This window comes from Bifidobacterium sp. M0404, from assembly GCF_016101415.1.
Taxonomy (GTDB): domain Bacteria; phylum Actinomycetota; class Actinomycetes; order Actinomycetales; family Bifidobacteriaceae; genus Bombiscardovia; species Bombiscardovia polysaccharolytica.
The window spans coordinates 83,838-102,935 of record NZ_JACFQP010000003.1 but is presented as its reverse complement, the minus strand read 5'-3'; the positions used below and the strand labels follow the sequence as shown (position 1 = coordinate 102,935).

The 19,098-nt window shown below is 59.0% G+C and carries 18 protein-coding genes and 1 pseudogene; 11 read left to right on the top strand and 8 right to left on the bottom strand.

Annotated features, from left to right (window positions below; translation table 11 throughout):
• Positions 1-25: 25 nt before the first annotated feature.
• The gene (locus H3T93_RS07325) at positions 26-478 is read right to left on the bottom strand and encodes a GNAT family N-acetyltransferase (RefSeq protein WP_144178091.1); all 453 of its coding nucleotides are present in this window, start codon (positions 476-478) and stop codon (positions 26-28) included.
• 276 nt (positions 479-754) lie between these two features.
• Between H3T93_RS07325 and H3T93_RS07320 the strand changes: the two genes are divergently transcribed.
• A complete protein-coding gene (locus H3T93_RS07320) occupies positions 755-1,351 on the top strand; it encodes a sugar O-acetyltransferase (protein WP_186363962.1) in 597 nt (198 codons plus the stop codon).
• On the opposite strand, the gene H3T93_RS07315 is transcribed toward H3T93_RS07320, so the two are convergent.
• Positions 1,311-2,123 (bottom strand): ABC transporter ATP-binding protein, encoded by an 813-nt coding sequence (locus tag H3T93_RS07315; protein WP_082097691.1) that lies wholly within the window; start codon positions 2,121-2,123, stop codon positions 1,311-1,313. The two genes, H3T93_RS07320 and H3T93_RS07315, sit on opposite strands and share 41 nt — an antisense overlap.
• 396 nt (positions 2,124-2,519) lie before the next feature.
• Here H3T93_RS07315 and H3T93_RS07310 point away from each other — a divergent pair, with 396 nt between their 5' ends.
• The 4 genes and pseudogenes from H3T93_RS07310 to rsmD form a co-directional block, all read left to right on the top strand.
• Positions 2,520-3,545, top strand: a complete 1,026-nt coding sequence (locus tag H3T93_RS07310) for a helix-turn-helix transcriptional regulator (RefSeq protein ID WP_144178087.1) — start codon at positions 2,520-2,522, stop codon at positions 3,543-3,545.
• 124 nt (positions 3,546-3,669) lie between these two features.
• The gene (gene rpmB, locus H3T93_RS07305; RefSeq protein ID WP_029677698.1) at positions 3,670-3,864 is read left to right on the top strand and encodes a 50S ribosomal protein L28; all 195 of its coding nucleotides are present in this window, start codon (positions 3,670-3,672) and stop codon (positions 3,862-3,864) included.
• Positions 3,865-3,964: 100 nt separating this feature from the next.
• Positions 3,965-6,442 carry an ATP-dependent DNA helicase RecG gene (locus H3T93_RS07300; RefSeq protein ID WP_144178085.1) on the top strand — a complete coding sequence of 826 codons (2,478 nt, stop codon included), beginning with the start codon at positions 3,965-3,967 and terminating at the stop codon, positions 6,440-6,442.
• Positions 6,443-6,452: 10 nt separating this feature from the next.
• Positions 6,453-7,082: pseudogene (gene rsmD, locus H3T93_RS07295) on the top strand (16S rRNA (guanine(966)-N(2))-methyltransferase RsmD); the annotation flags it as partial.
• On the opposite strand, the gene trmD reads toward rsmD, so the two are convergent.
• Positions 7,083-8,033: a tRNA (guanosine(37)-N1)-methyltransferase TrmD gene (gene trmD, locus H3T93_RS07290; RefSeq protein ID WP_144178081.1), complete on the bottom strand. Its 951-nt coding sequence runs from the start codon at positions 8,031-8,033 to the stop codon at positions 7,083-7,085.
• A 349-nt stretch (positions 8,034-8,382) separates the two neighbouring features.
• Here trmD and H3T93_RS07285 point away from each other — a divergent pair, with 349 nt between their 5' ends.
• The 3 genes from H3T93_RS07285 to H3T93_RS07275 all read left to right on the top strand — a co-directional run bounded on the left by H3T93_RS07285 (position 8,383) and on the right by H3T93_RS07275 (position 12,071).
• Positions 8,383-9,006 (top strand): hypothetical protein, encoded by a 624-nt coding sequence (locus H3T93_RS07285; protein WP_144178079.1) that lies wholly within the window; start codon positions 8,383-8,385, stop codon positions 9,004-9,006.
• Positions 9,003-10,112, top strand: a complete 1,110-nt coding sequence (locus H3T93_RS07280) for a helix-turn-helix domain-containing protein (RefSeq protein WP_144178077.1) — start codon at positions 9,003-9,005, stop codon at positions 10,110-10,112. The genes H3T93_RS07285 and H3T93_RS07280 overlap by 4 nt, the downstream gene beginning before the upstream one ends.
• A gap of 555 nt (positions 10,113-10,667) precedes the next feature.
• The gene (locus tag H3T93_RS07275; RefSeq protein ID WP_144178076.1) at positions 10,668-12,071 is read left to right on the top strand and encodes an MFS transporter; all 1,404 of its coding nucleotides are present in this window, start codon (positions 10,668-10,670) and stop codon (positions 12,069-12,071) included.
• A 29-nt stretch (positions 12,072-12,100) separates the two neighbouring features.
• Here the strand turns inward: H3T93_RS07275 and H3T93_RS07270 are convergent, their stop codons facing one another.
• Positions 12,101-13,117 (bottom strand): YdcF family protein, encoded by a 1,017-nt coding sequence (locus H3T93_RS07270; RefSeq protein WP_232348752.1) that lies wholly within the window; start codon positions 13,115-13,117, stop codon positions 12,101-12,103.
• Between the two features lie 358 nt (positions 13,118-13,475).
• Between H3T93_RS07270 and H3T93_RS07265 the strand changes: the two genes are divergently transcribed.
• The 3 genes from H3T93_RS07265 to H3T93_RS07255 are packed head-to-tail and all read left to right on the top strand — an operon-like array spanning position 13,476 to position 16,497.
• Positions 13,476-14,294, top strand: coding sequence for a (Fe-S)-binding protein (locus H3T93_RS07265; RefSeq protein ID WP_144178074.1), 819 nt, complete (start codon positions 13,476-13,478; stop codon positions 14,292-14,294).
• Positions 14,291-15,796, top strand: coding sequence for a LutB/LldF family L-lactate oxidation iron-sulfur protein (locus tag H3T93_RS07260; RefSeq protein ID WP_144178073.1), 1,506 nt, complete (start codon positions 14,291-14,293; stop codon positions 15,794-15,796). The genes H3T93_RS07265 and H3T93_RS07260 overlap by 4 nt, the downstream gene beginning before the upstream one ends.
• On the top strand, positions 15,793-16,497 hold the full coding sequence (locus H3T93_RS07255; protein WP_046322446.1) for a LutC/YkgG family protein: 705 nt from the start codon (positions 15,793-15,795) through the stop codon (positions 16,495-16,497). Before H3T93_RS07260 ends, H3T93_RS07255 begins: the two co-directional genes overlap by 4 nt.
• Before the next feature lie 107 nt (positions 16,498-16,604).
• On the opposite strand, the gene rimM is transcribed toward H3T93_RS07255, so the two are convergent.
• The 4 genes from rimM to H3T93_RS07235 all read right to left on the bottom strand — a co-directional run bounded on the left by rimM (position 16,605) and on the right by H3T93_RS07235 (position 19,068).
• Positions 16,605-17,210, bottom strand: a complete 606-nt coding sequence (gene rimM / locus H3T93_RS07250) for a ribosome maturation factor RimM (RefSeq protein ID WP_046322447.1) — start codon at positions 17,208-17,210, stop codon at positions 16,605-16,607.
• The gene (locus H3T93_RS07245; protein ID WP_015021362.1) at positions 17,207-17,440 is read right to left on the bottom strand and encodes an RNA-binding protein; all 234 of its coding nucleotides are present in this window, start codon (positions 17,438-17,440) and stop codon (positions 17,207-17,209) included. Before H3T93_RS07245 ends, rimM begins: the two co-directional genes overlap by 4 nt.
• Before the next feature lie 35 nt (positions 17,441-17,475).
• On the bottom strand, positions 17,476-17,934 hold the full coding sequence (rpsP, locus tag H3T93_RS07240; RefSeq protein ID WP_046322448.1) for a 30S ribosomal protein S16: 459 nt from the start codon (positions 17,932-17,934) through the stop codon (positions 17,476-17,478).
• Positions 17,935-18,105: 171 nt separating this feature from the next.
• On the bottom strand, positions 18,106-19,068 hold the full coding sequence (locus tag H3T93_RS07235) for an endonuclease/exonuclease/phosphatase family protein (RefSeq protein WP_046322449.1): 963 nt from the start codon (positions 19,066-19,068) through the stop codon (positions 18,106-18,108).
• Positions 19,069-19,098: the final 30 nt, after the last annotated feature.

Below are 19,098 nucleotides of genomic sequence, written 5' to 3'. Positions count from 1 at the left end.
TCATTGGCAAAATTGGCGGTCAGATTCATGAGGCCTGGTCCTCTGGCTCGTTTCCGGTGCTGCCTGTCAGGGGCTTGTCCATCCACATGTGCGGGCATCCCTCGTCTTGATCGTGTATGCCCATGTCCTTATAGCCTAAAGATTCATAGAAGCCCGCCACCCGTTCCTGGGCGTGAAGCGTGAGCCGGTCGGCCCCGCGGCTCCGAGCGGTCTCCTCAGCCTTGCCTACCAAATTCGCGCCCAGGTGCTGACCGCGGTAGGGCTTAAGAACGGCCAAACGGCCAAGGGTCCATGTCTTGCCACGGTCGGGAAAGATTCGGCATACGCCGGCGGGATCATCCCCATCGTAGGCCACGATGTGAAGACTGACGTCATCGGTCTGGTCGAACTCGTTGTGAAAGCCCTGCTCCTCGACGAATACGGCCTTACGGATGGCCTTGGCATCCTCGGGAATAGCCTCGCTCACCTCATACCGCATGCTTCCTCCTCGCCACGGTCCTCCGCTGCCTCTAATCTACCAAGCCTGACCCTTGGCGTGAACGGATGTCCGCAACAGGATGACGAATGGTACGTATGGCCGCAGGCTGTCTGACCCAGACGATTACATGGACAGGGACTCTGTAAGCAGTGTGAGCTTGCAGAAGTGACAGTGAAGTGACACAGGAACGATGGGATGGCCATGGACAAGGACTCAAAACTGACAAGTGTGACTGGCGGAGCTGGTAAAGGGAATTGGCGCTCGCAGAAGGAGCGGATGCTTGCTGGCGAGCTTTATGACGCATCGGATCCCGACCTGAGCCAGCTGCGGGTCAAAGCCCACGAACTTTGCCGTCTTTTCAACGCGTCTTCCGAGCAGGAGCGGGAACTGCGCAGTCGGCTTCTGGACGATCTGGTGCCCGAACATGGTCAGGACGTGGACTTTATGGGGCCTATCTACTTCGACTATGGGTGCTTCACCAAGCTTGGCTCGCGCATCTTCGCCAATTTCAACTTCACTGTTCTGGATACATGCCCTGTACAGATTGGCGACGATGTGATGATCGGCCCCAACGTCACCCTGGCAACCCCCCTGCATCCCCTGCGGTGGCAGGAGCGGAATCTGAGACGCCATGAGGATGGCACCCTCTACGACTACGAGTTGGGCGCCCCGATCACCATCGGCTCCAACTGCTGGCTGGCATCAAATGTGACTGTGGCCGGGGGAGTGACCATCGGCGATGGGGCGGTCATCGGGGCCGGATCCGTGGTCACCCATGACATCGCACATGACTCCCTGGCCGTAGGCGTGCCCTGCCGAGTAATTCGGACCATCACCGAGGCTGATCGGATGGAACTGCCAGGGGAGGGCTGAAGGCTTCCTGGTCTGGAACAGCATCCATGCTGGCCAGCTGCTGGGCTATGGTCTGCGGGTTTCCGCCCGGGCATGCCGCCTGAATGCGCCCGTCTTGGAGAAAGATGACGCGGTGGGCCCGGGCGGCGACGTTGGGGTCGTGGGTCACCATGAGGATGGTCTGGCCGCTGCGGACGGCCAGGTCGAAGAGGTCCATGACCTCCCGCGAGCTATGGGTGTCCAGGGCGCCGGTGGGCTCGTCGGCCATGATGATCTCCGGGCTGGCGGCAAGGGATCTGGCGATGGCCACGCGCTGCTGCTGGCCACCGCTCATGTCGGCCGGATAGGTGTTGGCGTACCCTTCCAGCCCGACGTTCGACAGGGCAGACAGGGCCGCTTGGGCGGAGATTTTCCTGCCGCCGAAGAGGCTGGACAGCATGGTGTTCTGCAGGCAGGTGAAGGCGTTGACCAGGTTGTAGTCCTGGAAGACGAAGCCGATATGGTCGCGCCGGAGTCTGGTCAGCTCCCTCTCTTTCATTCGTGTCAGATCCTCCCCGGCGATGGCCACCTTGCCCTGCCTGACTTGGAGCAGTCCTGCGGCGCAATAGAGGAGGGTCGATTTGCCGGCGCCTGAAGGGCCCATGATGGCCGTCCAAGTCCCAGCCGGACATTCCAGGCTGATTTCGTCCAACACTCTTGTGCCCTGCTTCTGCCGGGTTCCGTAGTCGTAGCAGACCTTGTCCAGAATGAGCGGAATCTGTGCGTATGGATCCCTGGCCATTCGATGCTGCATCGTTGCCTTCCTTTCGGTCGTCGCCTGCCTGGTCTCTTCTTCTATGAGACCATGGCGAGAGCTCCTGTCAGGGTGTTTTCAGGGTCGAATCGGGGACGGTTCAGGGTGGGATCCACAGGATTCGCATTCGCTCCTGAAAGGTATGTATCGTGAACGTAGAGGGGTCGCATCTCTTGCCGGAAGGGGGATTGATGGGCGGGTCGTCATCAGAATGACAGGGATTCAGTAATCGCTTATTTCCTTGGAATTGCAAGGATGCAACCGTCAGTTGACAGCAAATATCGGTGTCTTTGCCGGGGTGCAACCCAAAGCTGGTGGCGGTCGGAGCCCCGCACGTTTCATCATGGCCTCGTTGCTGGTTGAATCGGCATTCTGCTGATCGGGAGAAAGAACAATATGAGTTTCAGAACCAACGTGCAGTATCTGCGTTCGCAGCGCAATATGACTCAGGAGCAGCTGGCCATGCTGGTGGGGGTGTCCCGTCAGGCGGTGTCCAAGTGGGAGTCGGACAAGGCATATCCTGAGATGGACAAGCTCCTGGCTATCTGCGACCTCTTCGGCTGCACCCTTGATGATCTGGTCCTGGGCGATGTTCGGCATCCGGGTTCCGGGCAGCGTGCGTCCAAGCCTGACCATCAGGATGCCAACCAGGCGACTTCGGCAACCCATGTGACTGCGCCTGTCCAGTCTGCCATGGAAGACGTAACCGGCTACGCATCCTTCAGCAATGCCTACAGTCTTCGGATGGCTTTCGGCATCGCCCTTATCATGCTGGGACTGGCTTTCGGTGGTCTCTTTGCCGGAGTCAGCCAGCCGACCGACGCACAGAATGGTCTGGCCTTTCTTTCTCTGATGATCGGCATCGTCCTGGGACTGGCCTGTCTGATACCGGCGGTTTCCGCCAGGAGGGATTTCCGCCGCAGACATCCTTATGTGGCGGATTTCTATACCGATGAGGAGCGCTCGCGAGTATACCGGCAGACTACTTGGGAGTTGGTCTGCGGTTTGGCTGTCGTGCTCTTGGATGTGGGAATCAACTCTGCTGGGTTCCTGGTCTGGGGCTGGTCCCATCAGGTCAGAGGGTTTGTCTTCTTCCTTCTTCTGGCTCTGGGGATCTTCCTACTAGTCCATGCGGGAACGAGCCACAGAATGATGAACCTCCGAGCCTACAACAGGCAGATTGATTCCGTCGATGACGGTCGCTGGGACACCTATCGTTACGAACACCGGATAAGCAATGCCATCAGCGGAGTCATCATGGGCCTTTGCACGCTGGTGGCCCTGACCATGCTCTTCTCAGGCAATTACGACAACCTTTTTGGTTGGCGCATCCCATTCTGGGCCATCTGGATCATCGGCGGGGTATTTTGCGGAGTGCTTCAGTCTCTGATCGGCATCTTCCGCAAGCCTCCTCGTGCCTGAAACTGTTAATTTGCCTTATTTGGCGGAATGTAGTAGTCTAACAAAGTTGTGTGTTCATCCGTAGCCTTGTGTTGCGGCCTGGAGCACCTGGGACGACTTGGAAAACAACGTAAAGGAAGTCATCATGGCAGCTCGTTGCGCGGTGTGCGGCAAGGGCCCGCAGACCGGTTACAGTGTTTCTCATTCGCATATCCGGAACAAGCGCATCTTCCGCCCCAACCTGCAGTCGGTGCACACCACCGTTGATGGTCAGAACGTGCGTCTGCGCGTCTGCGTTAAGTGCCTCAAGGCCGGCAAGGTGCAGCGCGTCGCCGCCTGAAGGCGGTTCGTCGGTCGTATTGGGACCCCCGGGGGCAAAGCTCCGGGGGTTCTTGTCATCCTGAGGGATGATGATCGGCGCTTGCGGGAGGTGATCGGGTATGTCGGCAGTGGCTCATGTTGGGCTGCACAGCACCGTGGCCTCGCTGGTGGCCAACAGGCGTCGGGTGAGCGCTCTCAAGGCTCTCGGCGTGGTCACGGTCGGGGATGCGCTGACCTATTATCCTTTCCGCATCACCGATCCCATGCAGGTCACCACTATTGCCGGCATTCGGCTGGGTGCGCCTTGTGCCTTCGCCGCCCGGGTTGATCAGGTGCGTCTGGTGCCGCTGAGCGGTCACCGGGGCTTTCGGCTGGACGTGATGGTGGACGATGCGGCCTTCGTCAGCAGCCAAGGTGGCACTCCGCTGGCGGTCAGGCTGGTCTTCTTCTCTCATAAGAAGCCTTATATGGACTGGATGGTCCGTCGGCTGCAGGTAGGGGCGGATTTGGTCGTGGCCGGTGAGCCCGGCATCTACATGGACCAGCTCCAATTCACCCACCCCGAGACCCTGGTTGTTGCTAATGCCGATCGGGAGGTTTCTGCGGACGCATCTCGGCCCGATGCGGCCAGCCTTGACGAGGCCCTGGAGCGTGTGCGTCGACCGCGGCCGGTTTACCATGCCAGCTCTCGCATCTCCTCGGACCATATTCACGATGTCATTCTGGGGTTTCTGCGTCTGCTGTCGCAGGCTGATAATTCACCTGGTTCAACTCCCGCAGCCGGTGCTGCCGAAGAGGGGCAGCCCAGTGCCGATGTCCGTATTGATCCAGAAGCGCTGGGCCGTGCCATACCTGATGTGCTACCCGAGCAGGTCCGTGCCGACCAAGGGCTGTTGCATCGTGCCCGTGCCCTCTTGGGCATGCATGCGCCCGACAGTCCTGACGACTTCGCTGCGGCACGGAAGACCCTGCGCTATGAGGAGGCCTTTGTCGCGCAGACAGCTCTTCTGCAGACCCGCCGCCAGACCCAGCAGCAGCCTACTTATCCATGCACGGATTCGGGCGCTGACCGTCCAGACACCCTGCCTGCCCGTTTCATCGACTCCCTGCCATTCCAGCTGACCGACGGCCAGCGTCAGGTCATCAATGACATCGGCGTCGACATGGCTAAGGATCAGCCCATGCAGCGGCTTCTGCAAGGCGAGGTCGGCTCCGGCAAGACCGTGGTGGCCCTGGTAGCCATGCTCCAGGCGGTCCAGGCTGGTCATCAGGCTGTCTTGGTGGCTCCGACCCAGGTGCTGGCCGAGCAGCACTATGCTTCCATCGGCGGCATGCTCAAGGCTGTGGGCACCGATGTGACCGCAACTGCCGTAGAAGGCCGCCATAAGCCTGTTGACAACGTCACCATGATTCGTATGACGGATCAGCTGGTCCTGCCTGTGGTGCTGTTGACCGGAGGTATGAGACTGGCCCAGCGCCGCTCCGCCCTGGCTGTCTCGGCCTCGGGCCGTCCCTGCATTGTCATCGCCACCCATGCGGCTTTCTCCAAGACCTTTCAGGCTCCCAATCTGGCCCTGACTGTCATCGACGAGCAGCATCGTTTTGGTGTTGAGCAACGCGAGGAGCTGCGCCGCAAATCCGATCGCGTTCCCCATCTGTTGATCATGACTGCTACGCCCATTCCTCGTACAGCCGCCATGACCTGGTTCGGAGATCTTGACATCTCCACCCTGACCGAGCTGCCCAGCAACCGCAAACCGGTCCGCACACACGTCATTGCTGAGTCCGACGGAGCGACCATGGGCGCCATGTTCCTGCACTTACGTCGTCGGATCGAAGCTGGGGAAAGGGCCTACGTGATCTGTGCCCGTATTGACGATGAGGACGATCCTTCAGCCTCCTCAGACCGCCCTGGCCAATCCGGTGGGTCTGACTCCCAGCCTGAACTGCTGGTTGAGGAGGGCCAAGGTGATGGCCAGCGTCTGCCACTGCATTCGGTGGCTGAAATGAGTCAGCGACTGGCCGCCCTGCCGCAGTTCCAGGGCATCGCCATGGCCACGCTGACCGGGCGAGACGACGATGCCACCAAGAACGCCGTCATGGCGGACTTTGCCTCGGGTCGCACGCCCTTGTTGGTGGCCACCACTGTAGTGGAGGTAGGGGTGGATGTGCCCCAAGCCTCCTGCATTGTCATCTTCGATGCCGATCGGTTCGGGCTCTCCCAGCTTCATCAGCTGCGCGGCAGGGTGGGACGCGGCGGCACTGACTCCTGGGCCTTCATGATCTCGCGCGCCCCAGCGGATTCACCGGCTGCCGAGCGGCTTGAGGTCATTCGCGACACCACTGACGGGGCCAAAATCGCCGAGGAGGACATACGCATCAGGGGAGCCGGCGACGTGCTGGGCGATGCCCAGTCCGGCGGTCATTCTTCTCTGAAACTTCTGCGGGTGGTCACCGATGCGCCCATGATCGCCAGCGCCCGCACCCAGGCAGGCCAACTTCTGGAGTCCGACCCCACCCTGGCCGGGCAGCCCGAGCTGGCTGGCGCCGTTCTGGACTTCATGAGGGGCAACGAGGGTTTCCTGGTCTCCAGCTGAAAGGACAACAGACCATATGCACATCATCGCCGGCCGATTCAAGGGATTCCCCATTCCCGCAGCCCTCAAGGGCACCCGGCCCACTACCGATCGGACCAAGGAGGCCATTTTCTCCCATCTGGAGTCCGAAGACTTGCTGTCCGGTGCTCGGGTCCTGGACCTGTTCGCCGGCACAGGGGCCTTGGGATTCGAAGCCCTATCCCGTGGTGCCCAGAGCTTGGTGGCTGTGGAGTCTTCTGGCCGTGTCGCTGGGCTGCTGTCACGTTCAGCTGCAGAGCTGCGCCATCACCCGGCTTGGGATTCAGCCATGGACATTCGCGTCAGCAGAAACCGTGCCGAGCGCTTTGTCCGTCCCCTCTCCTCAGGTCATGAGGATGCTGGTCTGTCCGAAGCTTGCTTCGACCTGGTCTTCATGGACCCGCCTTATGATCTGTCGACGGATGACTGCCAGAGCATTATGACCGGTCTGACTGCCCGAAAAATGGTGGATGGCGGAGGCATGATCGTTCTGGAGCGATCCACACGCACCCCGCCGCCCACGGCTCCTGAAGGATGGGCCATTGATCAGGCTCGCAGCTACGGGGAGACAGCAGTCTACTATCTGACGGCTCGCCGATTATCCCCGCAATCGGACAGCTGATCAAATCGACGGCTGATCCAGAGGTCTCGGATGGGTTTCCCGTGTATCCCAGCCCAGGTCTTCCAAAAGACGCCGGTCATGCTTATCCAGGGTTGAGCAATCCAATCTGGCAATCAGGTCGGGACGGATCCGACTGGTTCGCCTGATGGCCTCGTTGCGCCGGAACCTGTCCACCTTTCCGTGGTCGCCACTGGTCAGTATCTCGGGCACGGCCATACCCCGCCAGGTGGTGGGGCGTGTGTACTGGCGATATTCCAGCAACGGCTCATCACCAGTGTAGGACTCTTGCACGATGGATTCAGGATTGCCCATGAAACCTGGCAGGAGTCGGGTGATCGCCTCCAGCATGACCGAGACGGCCACCTCGCCCCCATTAAGCACGTAGTCGCCAATGGAGTACTCCCGGACGTCGATCCCCTGATTCCGGTAGTAGTCGGGGATGCGTGCGTCATAGCCTTCGTAGCGGCCGCAACCGAATATCAGCCTCTCCGCCCGAGACAGCTCAGTCGCATCGCCCTGGCTGAACAGAGGAGCGGATGGGTTGGGGAAGATCAGAACTGGTCTGGCCACACCAGCCTCGTGGCTGTCTGCAGATGGATCTGCCTCGGATGCTATGCCGTAGCTTTTGCCTCCGGAACTCTTCATTGCCTCTTTTTCTTCTTCGGTATCGGCAGTATCGGTTGTCTGATTCATGGTGGGTGGTTGCAGAGCCGACCCGTCTGGCATGTCCAGCAGATCGTCCAGGCACCGGCCCCAGACTTCAGGTTTCATGACCATGCCAGCTCCACCGCCCACCGGCGTATCGTCCACGGAGTGGTGCACGTCATGGGTCCAGTTGCGCAGGTTGTGGGCGCGTATGGTCACCAGGCCTTTCTCCTGGGCCTTGCCTAGCAGGCTGAGCCCAGTTACGTCAAAATACTCGGGGAAGACGGAGACGATATCGATTTGCATGTCACCAACTCTACCCAAGCTTGTTTGGGTTGGAATCAAGCGCGGAGTGGCACATTTTTAAGTTCGCCTAAAGGTTCACCACGATGGCGAAATTCGTTTCCACCGAGTCTGTCAGATTGATGGCTGCTGTGCAGCAACTGTTCGGAGATGGTCAGCTCAGTGGGCTATATCGTCTCCTGGTATTTGTCGTCATGAAGATTCATGACAACATTGACGGTGAAAAGACAAAGCAAATCTGCATCTATTCTGACTTGATAGATTAATTTTGCGGTAGTAAACTCAAACTCAAATAGTAAAATAAAACAATGCTCCAAATATCAAACATGAACGCGCGTTTTAAGGAGACTCCTTGGAAAAACTTGAGCTCATTCGTCAGAACCTCATGCCAATCAATGATGCCCTTCCAACATTGTTGCCGCAGGCCAGGCTTCGCTCACTGTCGGCCATGAACACGCTTGGCACTCCTCGAATTAAGTATCCGAAGCTCTATGCAGACAACTTCAATGCGACGCTCCGCGCAGAAATCGCAGATGAGCCAATCGACGGCTGGCAACTTACGAAGTCCACCTCTTGTCTTCATCTGCGCAATATCGGTTCAGGCCTCAGGCTTCGATTCCTCAAGAAGTTCAAATTCGAGGGAAGTGTTCCTCCAGCTGGTCCTAACTTGCGACGTAGGGAGGCATGGGTGCAACCAGCTATGCTCGACCAGGAGCTTTCAGGCAAGAAGCCGCTGAGCGACTCAGAAATTGTCTTGGTTTGGACCGAAGCAAACGGCATTTTCCATTGTTCTGCCTACCAGCCTACTGGAACCGGCCGGTTTCCTAAGGGCGCTCCCTGCATTGCCCTCATGGTTCTTCAGATGGGTGAAGGTTTCAACGGTATGGCGTTCAACGGTGATGATGAGGGGAATGAGCTGTTGGTCCCTCGCTCAAATACAATTGTCCAAGAAGAAAGGGAAGAGACAATCCGATGAATGAGTTCAATCCCACGCGCATTGAGCTTGCACGGAAGTATCGGGGTTGGACCAAAAAAGAGCTTGCCGAGCGTTCTGGCATGACCCCGACCTACATCGGCATGCTGGTTGGCAATCCGACCACTCATCTTACGGAATCGAGCGTCGAAAAGATAGCCTACGCAACCAGCCTTCCTCTGTCTTTCTTCATGCTGCGCGATCCAGGTCTTGACTGGAATCGCCTCGCTTTTCGTCGCAAGAAAACAATCACCAGGAATCTCAGCAATCGCATCTGCGCGGAGTTTGAGATGTTGGCGGACACGGTCTCCAGGGTCAGTTCGATGTCAAATGTGCCAGATAAGACGGCATCCTGGCTAGATGAGATTGCACCGACCTTGGACCCTCAGGCACAGGGAGTTCGCCGCATTGCGGCAAACGCGCGCGCGATACTGGGGCTGCCTTCCAAGGGAGCAGTGCGTAACATGATACGAAGCGTGGAACGCAAGGGAGTGATCATTGCACCGCTAACGACGAAGGTAGCTGATTCGGTCAGTGATGGAGTTACTTACCCAGACAAGGCCCTTATAGGCTATTTTCCCGAAAACAAGCCTGGTGACCGGCTCAGATTCACTATTGCTCATGAGCTAGGGCATCTGGTTCTGCACCGGTACCGCCGTCCCAAGGATGTGTCCTTGATGGAGAGGGAGGCTAACGAGTTTGCTGGCGAATTCCTTTTTCCTGAGTCCGACGCGCGAGCGATCATCAGCCCGAGCATGATGCTGGAGGACTACCTGTACGTAAAGTCCGGATGGGGAATTTCCATTGGTGCAGCTGTGCGCAGAGCCTTCGATCTGGGTCTGATCGATGGCGACAAATACAAATCCCTGTACGTTCGCATGGCGCAGCGTCATTGGATAAAGCATGAGCCCGTGGAGGTCAAGGCGGAGCATCCGGTACGTCTTGCTCAAACGCTCGGCCGTGCGTTCGGCGGACTGGACGACACTGGTCGTTCCACGGTGCCCAGGGATGGGATTGAGGGATTCCTTGGTGTTCCCTTCGAACTGGCGAACGATTGGTGTGACAACAGGCTGACGGAAAAGGCGGCGAGCTGGACGATCATGAGATAGGCAAAGCGGCTATAGAAGCATCTCCATAAAGGCCATATTCGTCAGCAAGATATTCGGAAATGACTTACATGCCGGTAATGTCAAGTCAAAAAAGAAGCTCAGTGGGTTCTTTGTTGACAGAACAGGAAAGTATGACCGGAACAGCGAGGGCTAGACTTGTCCAGGATCATCGAAGTCGTGGCAAAGTTAAAAAACCAACGGAGGGGTAGCCTGGCCTGATCGATGTTGAACGTGAGTTGCAGGAAACACATCAGCGTTAACAGCAAATCTCAATGTCACCAACTCTACCCAAGCCTGTTCAGGTACAGAGTGAGCGCGGATTGGTACCCCTGCGGGTGCTACACTAGCTGGGTCTTCAAAGGTTATGGAGGTGAACCGGCTCTTCGCAGCATGCGGCTGTCAGTCCGGCGCCACCTTGGAAGATGTCATCAACGCAGCCAGAGAGCTATAACCGTTGCGCAAACTGCAATGAGAGCGACATCGGATGATGCCATGCCGTACGGATCCGTGGAGATGGCTATGCGAACAGTCTGATGCGTGAGGAGCGGACGGTCCATGGTCGACCATGTTGATAAAAGAACAAAACTGCTGATTGCCGGCACTGCCGGGCTCGCCTTCTGCGGGGTCCTTTTGGAGACCTCGCTCAACGTCACTTTTCCGGAGATGACCCAGTACTTCAAAACCGGGCTGGGCACAGTTCAATGGCTGACTACAGGCTATCTGCTGGTGGTAGCCTTGACGGTTCTAGCCGCCGCCTGGCTGGAGCATTCATTCACGACCCGCGCATTGATCCTCGCCAGCGTGGGAATATTCCTGGGTAGCGACCTGATGTGCATCCTTGCCCCATGCTTTCCCGTCCTTATGGCGGGACGCCTCCTGCAGGGCATCAGCACTGGTATTGCTCTTCCCTTGGTGTTCTCTCTGATCATGAAAAAGGTTCCCCTTCACATCCAGGGCCGTTACGTGGGCAGCGCCGGCATGGCGGTGGCACTGGCACCCTCCTTGGGTCCGACCTTTGGCGGAGCCGTTATCCAAGCCTTATCCTGGCGGGCCATCTTCCTGATCGTGCTGCCCATCGAGCTGGTATTCGGGATTATCGCCTTCATCTCAGTAGACAGGGAGACGGCCCATGTCGGTGCTTTCGCCTGGCTCCAGTTCCTTTTTCTGGGTGTCTTTCTGACCGGTCTGACCATGGGACTGAGCACCTTGGATGTGCATGGCCCTGTCACTTGGCTGTCCTTGTTCATTGGGGTTCTGGCACTTGTTGCAGGCATCTGGACCCTTACGCACCAGCGCACCAGGCTGATCAACATTGCGGTCTTCCGGAACCGTACTTTCACCCTTGCCTTGATCCTCTACTTCCTGGTCCAGTTTGTTCAGATCGGCCTGACGTTCATCCTGCCCAACATGGCCCAGTCCGTACTGGGTGAGACCTCTACCGTGTCTGGCCTCCTTCTGCTGCCGGGGAGCCTGCTCTCTGCGCTCTGCCAGCCCGTCACAGGCGGCTATCTGGATGGCCATGGCCTGCGTGGTCTGCTCGCGGTGGGAAGCGCCGCTTTCTTCCTCTCGGCCTTTGGCTTCCTGGTCCTCAGCCGGCACTTGTCCGTTCCGCTGATGATTCTTCTCTACGCCTGCTACATGGTTGGTCAGGCCTGCGTCTTCAACAACCTGCTTACGGTCGGACTGCAGCATATTCCGGCGAGACTGGTGCCTGACGGCAACGCCCTCTTCAATACGCTTCAGCAGTATTCCGGCGCCGCCTCGACCGGTGTCCTGGCTGCCATCATCACGGGCATGCCCAAGGCCAGAGGGATTCATGCCGGCGCTCAGGCCTTCCAGTTCGGAGCCGTTTGGGCTTTCGTTTTCGTCTTTCTCATCGTCCTGGTCATCCTTCTGGTGGCCTGGTTCCTAGAACATAGCCTGGCCAGTCAGGATAAGGGTGGGGTTCAGGTTGTATGACCTCTGATTCCTTCTGGAAGGCAGTGGTTTTAATTCAGCAATGAGATACCGACCCAGACGGCCCAGCCCAGTGCAAGAACCAGATAGGGCCACCAGTGCATGCGTGTGATGGCCACGAACTCCCGGATGAAGGCAGTCGGCCAGTAGTAGCCCTTGGTGTGCGAGCCGATTCCATCGGCATTCAGTCCGACCTTGCTGGCGTATTCGCTGGCTCGGAAGACGTGGTAGTCGCTGGTGACCAGGGCCACCCGGTAATGCTCTGGTCCGGTGCCCATCTCGTAGCGGTCATCCAGGATTTGCTTGGAGTAGCGCAGGTTCTCCAGGGTTGTGGTCGACCTGTCCTCCATGATGATGGCCTCGGCTGGCACCCCGCAGGAGTTGCGCAAATACTGAGCCATGGCCCTGGCCTCGCTGATGACCTCGTCGGGACCCTGCCCTCCGGAGACCACGAAGCGTCCGTTTCGTCCCTGCCGCTTCCAGAGGTCTACAGCCTTGTCCAGACGCCCCCTGAGCAGAGGCGTAGGCTCTTCACCGCGCAGGCCGGCTCCGTGGATGATGATGTAGTCGTAGCGACGCTTGCGGGGCAGCATCCTGTAAAAGTTGGAATAGAGCAGCAGGGCCAGGAAGGAGAAGAAGAACCAGGTGGCTTCCAGGTCGATCAGTCCGGCCAGCTTCTGCAGCCATGAGGGGGCGCCAAACCCAGCCAAGAGGGGTGAAAGAAGCATGTAGGCCACCACGGCCAGTGCAAGTAGGCCGGGCAGCAGAGTGGTCAGGGAGACCCCCTCGTGTCGGATGACGATGACCGTGTTGGCCAGCAGGAAGCAGATCACCAGCAGGGGAGCGGCGATGAGCAGGATGACCAGGGGTAGGATCAGCCAGCGCATGCCGAACTGCAGAAGAAGCGCTCCGCCCAGGGTCAGCAGCAGGAGCAGCAACCAGATGGCATTGCGGAACTGCCGTGGCTCCTTGTGCAGGTCCCAGAGGAAGAGCAGGCCGAAGATGATGGCGGGTGCATAGAGCAGGAGGAGTTGCAGGTGGTTGGACATACGCCGATTGCCCCTTTCACGAGGATGGCCGCGCAGGGTCTGACTCCACTGTAGCGAATCGGCCAGTCACCTCTCATCCTTGACATGCCAAAGATTCCCAGACCACAGTGGTAGTATAAGTGTGGTAAATCTCACACGTTCAAAAACCGAGGGTGGGCGATTCCCGAGGGCGCGAATTCCAGGTCGAGACCATGATAATGATGGGTCCTTTCAAGGATTGCGCATCGATGACCGCATGAGCGTGGTGGTCGCAAGGCAGCGATGTGTTGGAAGGATTAGGGGTTCAAGCGATGTTGGGTTGCTCCATGATCCGGATATGGTTCGGACCTGGCGTGCAAGGTTGTAGAGAGGTGCGGTAATGAAAGTAGTGATATTCTCCACCTGCGTGGTGGACCTCATGTTTCCGAACGTGGGGAAGGCCATGGTGGAGGTGCTGGAGCGGTTCGGATGCGACACCTATCTACCCAAGGAGCAGATCTGCTGCGCCCAGCCCACCTTCAACAGCGGGTATGTCAAGGAGAGCATGCAGGTCATGCGCAACGAGGTCGATGCCCTGCTGAGCGTGGATGCCGACTACATCGTGGGTCCGGCGGGCTCCTGTGTGAATATGCTCAAGGAGCTGCCTTTCCATCTGAAGAATGACCCGGTCTATGCGGCCAAGGCCCAGACCATGGCTGACAAGACCTATGAGTTCTCGCAGTTCCTCTATCGGGTGCTGGGTGTGCTGGATGCGGGTGCCGAACTCGATGCCGTGGCCACCTACCACCGCTCTTGCCACATGACCCGGCTGCTGGGGGAGCGGACCAGCCCCTTCGTCCTGCTGGGCCATGTCAAGGGTCTGACCATGGTCCCCCTGCCCCACATCGAGAACTGCTGCGGGTTCGGCGGCATGTTCTCCATGAAGGAGCCTGAGATCTCCAAGCAGATGGTCGATGAGAAGGTAAACGACGTGCTCAGCACCAAGGCCAGCGTCCTCATCTCCTGTGATCCGGGATGCCTGATGAACATCGGCGGCCGCTTCAACCGGCGTGGCGAGAAGATCACCATCATGCACCTGGCTGAGGTGCTCAATCACAACGTGGATATGCGTCGCGTCAAGTATGTGGAAGGTCGCTCTGCTGGCGATAAGGCTACGGGCTCCGTCAGGGCTGCCAAGGAAGAGGGGGCTCTGGTATGAGCAGCATGGTCAATGGCAAGAAGGCCGCGCAGTATCTGCGGACCAGCAAGGCTCCCTTCCTGACCAGGGTCAAAGAGTCCGAGCAGGACAAATTCGCCCAACAGGCCGTGGCCAAGGCCCAGGATGCGCAGTGGGTCAAGCGGGAAGCCGCCCGCCAGGAACTGGGCAACTGGGAACAATGGCGCGACCTTGGAGAGCAGATTCGACAGCACGTCATCCGTTATCTGCCTGACTACCTGGAGGAGTTCGCCGATAACGTGGAGAAGCGCGGCGGCCATGTCTTCTTCGCCCAGACCGACGATGAGGCTGCCCAGTACATCAAGCAGATCGCCATAGAAAAGAAGGCCAAGCACGTCGTCAAGAGCAAGTCCATGGTGACCAGCGAGATCAACCTGGATCCCACGCTGATGACTGTGCCCGGCCTGGAAGTGCTGGAAACCGATCTGGCCGAGTTCATCCTGGAGGAGGATGATTGGGACCAGCCCACGCATCTGGTCTTCCCCGCCCTGCACAAGAACCGCGAACAGGTTCGGCAGGTTTTCGAGAAGAAGCTGGGTTACAAGGGCGACAACGACCCTCAGCACATGGCCCGGTTCTCGCGCAAGGTTCTGCGCAAGCACTTCCTCGAGGCGGACATGGGCATCACCGGTTGCAACTTCGCCGTAGCCGACACGGGCATGATCAACCTGGTGACCAACGAGGGCAACGCCGACCTGGCCATGTGCATCCCCAAGACCCAGGTGGTGGTCATGGGCATGGAGCGCTTGGTGCCGACCATGAAGGAGGCCGAGACCATGGACAACATGCTGGCCCGGTCCGCTGTCGGCCAGAAGCTGACCTCCTACCTGACCTACACCGCGCCACGCACTGGTCAGGAGTCGGACGGACCGGACGATTTCTATGTGGTCATTCTGGACAACGGCCGCTCAAACGCTCTGGGAACGGTCTTCGAGCCCATCCTCCAGTGCATCCGCTGCGCCTCCTGCCTGAACGTCTGCCCCATTTACCGGCACATCGGCGGTCACGGCTACGGATCCATCTATCCGGGCCCTGTGGGCTCGGTGCTTTCGCCGGTGCTGGACGGCGGCTATGACGACTTCGGAGACCTGCCCTACGCCTGCAGCCTGTGCGCGGCATGCACGGCCACCTGTCCGGTCAAGATCCCCCTGCATCAGCTCATGATTGAGCACCGGCGGATCATGATGGATGACCAGTCCCAGGCCAATCTGATCGACGACACGGTCATGAGGGTCATGGGCCTGGGAACCGGCCACTCCTCGCTCTTCCGCACTGCACTGGGTGTGGATCACACCATGCTGACCCCCATATCCAAGAAGCAGCCGGAGACGGCCAAGAACCTCTTCGCCAGTGATCGGCATGTGGAATGGATGCCCTTCGTCTTCGGCGGATGGACCAAGGTACGTGATCTGCCGGATCCGCCCAAGCACGGGGAGAACTTCCGCAGTTGGTTCGCTCATCACAAGAAGGAGCAGCAGGCATGACCGATCGTGAGGTATTCCTGGACTATCTGGCCAAGAAGAGCGGACGGCCCCGTCACCAGCTCAAGGACCACCCTCTGGTGCCGGTCAACGATCTGCCGGAGACCACCCTGTCGGGTCATACCCAGGATGAGCTGCTGGAAATCGCCCGGAAGAGCAGCGAGGCTGTCCATGTGGACTTCCGCACATGCACCAAGGCTGAGCTTCCCACTGCATTGGACGAGTTCATCGATTCACGCAAGGACGACAGCGACCATGTGATGCTGCCCACCTCCGACCTGTTCGCAGACTTCGGGCTGGAGGAGTGGAGGGACAGCCTGAATCCGCCCGCCACTTTCTGGAAGCCGGGGGCCAGCCGTGAGGAGAACATCAAGACCGCCGACGAGTCAGGAACGGCCATCGCCTTTGCGGACTTCCTCCTGGCCGAGTCGGGCACCATTACCGTGGCTACCACTCCTGGTCAGGGTCGTGCCTTCCACTTCCTGCCGGTTCACTATCTGAGCATCATTCGCAAGTCGAAGATTCTGCCCCGAACCCGGCAGGCCATGGACTACTATGATCCCGCCCTGGTCTCAGGTGAGCTCAAGACCTCCAACATCAACTTCATCACTGGCCCCTCCAACACGGGCGACATCGAGATGGTGATTGTGGTGGGCGTGCATGGTCCCCTGGATATGACATATCTGGTGGTTGAAGACATGTAGCTCGATAAAATTTCCTGCTTATGCAGGCGCATTTCCCGCAAGTGGGGAGTCAGTGGCTTGAAGAAAGATGCTGACTCCCCACTTGCGGTTTTTGTTAAAAGACGGATTCAGCCCAGGCCAGGCAGAAGCCCTCCAGGTGGATCGATGGCCACATACCCGTTTTCAATGTCAACCTGGGGTACCAAGGCTTCGACGAAGGGTATCAGCCCCTCCGTTTCCTCGTCGTTTTCTGCGGTGGTCATGTGGATCTGCAGCTGCTGCTGGGCTACACCATCCAGTACATCGCTGACTTGGCCGACCACTCGTCCGGACGGTTCACCTAGTGAGTTGCCCGGGGCCATGCGAACCTCGAGTCCAATCAGATCCTCGGGATACCAGGCGTCCTCCTGCGCCAGCTCCTCGGCTGGATCAGCCTGGACATACAGTTCGATGCCATTCAACGCTTCGGAGGCGTTCCTGTCTTCCACTCCTTTGAAGAGGACGATCCAACGCTGTTTGAAGCGACGGGAGGAAACCACCGTGAAAAACTGTCCGTCCTTGGTCTGCAACTGGGAGCCGGGGGCGAAGCGCCGCTCAGGCTCGTCGGTGTAGACATATACGTTGACCTCGCCCTTGAGTCCCTGGGCGCGGCCGATACGGCAGACCCTCAGCAACCTTCGCTGCTGAGGGTCCGGACCCTGCGGGTCGTGATTGGTGGACCGGCTGGGGCTCACCGGCGCACGTCCATGATGTCGACGCGCACCTTGTGGTCGGCCAGAGCCTGGATCACGGTGCGGATGGCGTTGGCGGTCCTGCCGCCCCTGCCGATCACGCGGCCGATGTCCTCGGGGTTGACACGCACCCGCAACAACTCTCCGCGAGAGTTCTCGTGGGACTTGACCGACACGTCATCGGGAAAGTCCACGATGTTCCTGATCAGGTGCTCAACGGCCTGTGCAAGCATGATAGCCGGTCCTTCCAATCCTTGGTGAATGTGCCTTACTCAGCTGCCTGCTCGGCCTGGGCGGCATCCGCCGACTCATCGGCCTTGGGGGCTTCCTTCTCTGCCTGAGCCTTGGCCTTGGCATCAGCCTCGGACTTGGCGGCCTTGAGCTTCTGGGCTTCGTTCTGTGCCTGCTCGATGCGGGCCTGGGCGTCGACCTCGGCCTGCGGCACCTTAAGGGTGCCTTCCTTGCCGGGCAGATCCTTGAACTTCTGCCAGTCGCCGGTGATCTTCAGGAGGTTGAAGACGGGGTCGCTGGGCTGAGCGCCCACACCCAGCCAGTACTGGGCGCGCTCGGAGTCGATCTTGATTGAAGAGGGCTGGGTGTTGGGATCGTAGGTGCCGATCTCCTCAATGACCTTGCCATCGCGCTTCTTGCGGGAATCGACCACGACCACGCGGTAGAAGGGATAGAACTTCTTGCCCATTCTCTTCAGACGAATTCTGGTTGCCAAAACGGCTCTCCTTGGTACTTGGTATGCCCGGCGGCGTCTCCATGTGGGGCATGGTGGCGCTCCTGGCGTGTTCCTCACGGCCGTCGGAATGAGAGGGCTCCTCCGGACATGAATAACAGCAAAAGTATACCTCAACCTTGGGATATGGCGGGCGGGAAGCCTGTATGGTGTTCAAAGCTGGCGCGGCAGAGTCAGACGGGCCACTAGAGCTCGGTGGTCGCTGCCTGAAATTCGGAGGACATGCATGGATTGTGTGATCAGGTTGCCGTCCGTCAGAATATGGTCGATTTCGATCAACGAGGGTAGCGTGCTTGCGGAGGGGAAAGTCAGGTGGCTGCCGGCTTTCAGGTGCAAAGAAGCGTCATGCAGCCCGGATTCGGCCAGCATGGCCCGGAAGGTCGGATGCTGCAGGGTGGCGTTACAATCGCCCATGACTATGGTGGGCACGGTCGGATGAGTCAGCCTGGCCAGGGCAGCGATGCCCATGCCCCACTGTCTGGCGCCTCGCTGGGGTGATTTGGGATGGACGCTGGCCACTCGGATCGGTCCAGAGCTGGTCTTGAGCTCGACCAGGGGTACTGCCGCCGCCGGAAGGTTCACGGCCGATGGCGAAGCTTTAACGGGTTGGTGAGCCGAGAAGATAGCGTTGTAGCCGCCGTTGTCGCTAAGGCTGGCAGTCCCCTCTGTCAGATAGGGCAGGAGCTGATTCAAGCCCGCAGCCTGAAGTGATTCCAGCAGCTTCCCCTTTACTTCTTGTAAGGCCAGCACTTCTACTCCATAGGCACGCACGCAACGTACGATTTCTTCAGGATTGGCCCTGCCGAAGCGGCAGTTCAGAGTCATGACGCTCAGTCCATGGCCAGGAGATGATTGACCGGCCCGGTCTGCTGGAGGTAGTCGGTAGCGCAGGCGCTGGCAGCTGACCAGAGTAAGTTCAATCAGCGCCAGCAGGCATTGGGGCCAGGCGCCCGCGACGACCGTCCATATCAGTATGGCCAACAGAGGAGCGGTCAGCAGGTCGATCAGGGCGATCAGCTCTACCAAGGGGCGGTGCCAGTCAGCCCCGGCGGGCAGGAAGCGCAGGGCAATCCATAAGGCGATGAGCCCCAGGAGAATCCAGAGAAGGGTGTTCACGTGCCATTGTCTCCTGCAGGAGGGAGGGGT

Coding starts and splice junctions, on each gene's coding strand:
- H3T93_RS07325 (WP_144178091.1), bottom strand. CDS start 478: ATGCGGTATGAGGTGAGCGAGGCTATTCCCGAGGATGCCAAGGCCATC.
- H3T93_RS07320 (WP_186363962.1), top strand. CDS start 755: ATGCTTGCTGGCGAGCTTTATGACGCATCGGATCCCGACCTGAGCCAG.
- H3T93_RS07275 (WP_144178076.1), top strand. CDS start 10,668: ATGGTCGACCATGTTGATAAAAGAACAAAACTGCTGATTGCCGGCACT.
- H3T93_RS07315 (WP_082097691.1), bottom strand. CDS start 2,123: ATGCAGCATCGAATGGCCAGGGATCCATACGCACAGATTCCGCTCATT.
- H3T93_RS07255 (WP_046322446.1), top strand. CDS start 15,793: ATGACCGATCGTGAGGTATTCCTGGACTATCTGGCCAAGAAGAGCGGA.
- H3T93_RS07270 (WP_232348752.1), bottom strand. CDS start 13,117: ATGTCCAACCACCTGCAACTCCTCCTGCTCTATGCACCCGCCATCATC.
- trmD (WP_144178081.1), bottom strand. CDS start 8,033: ATGCAAATCGATATCGTCTCCGTCTTCCCCGAGTATTTTGACGTAACT.
- rpmB (WP_029677698.1), top strand. CDS start 3,670: ATGGCAGCTCGTTGCGCGGTGTGCGGCAAGGGCCCGCAGACCGGTTAC.
- H3T93_RS07300 (WP_144178085.1), top strand. CDS start 3,965: ATGTCGGCAGTGGCTCATGTTGGGCTGCACAGCACCGTGGCCTCGCTG.
- H3T93_RS07310 (WP_144178087.1), top strand. CDS start 2,520: ATGAGTTTCAGAACCAACGTGCAGTATCTGCGTTCGCAGCGCAATATG.
- H3T93_RS07280 (WP_144178077.1), top strand. CDS start 9,003: ATGAATGAGTTCAATCCCACGCGCATTGAGCTTGCACGGAAGTATCGG.
- H3T93_RS07260 (WP_144178073.1), top strand. CDS start 14,291: ATGAGCAGCATGGTCAATGGCAAGAAGGCCGCGCAGTATCTGCGGACC.
- H3T93_RS07245 (WP_015021362.1), bottom strand. CDS start 17,440: ATGCTTGCACAGGCCGTTGAGCACCTGATCAGGAACATCGTGGACTTT.
- H3T93_RS07265 (WP_144178074.1), top strand. CDS start 13,476: ATGAAAGTAGTGATATTCTCCACCTGCGTGGTGGACCTCATGTTTCCG.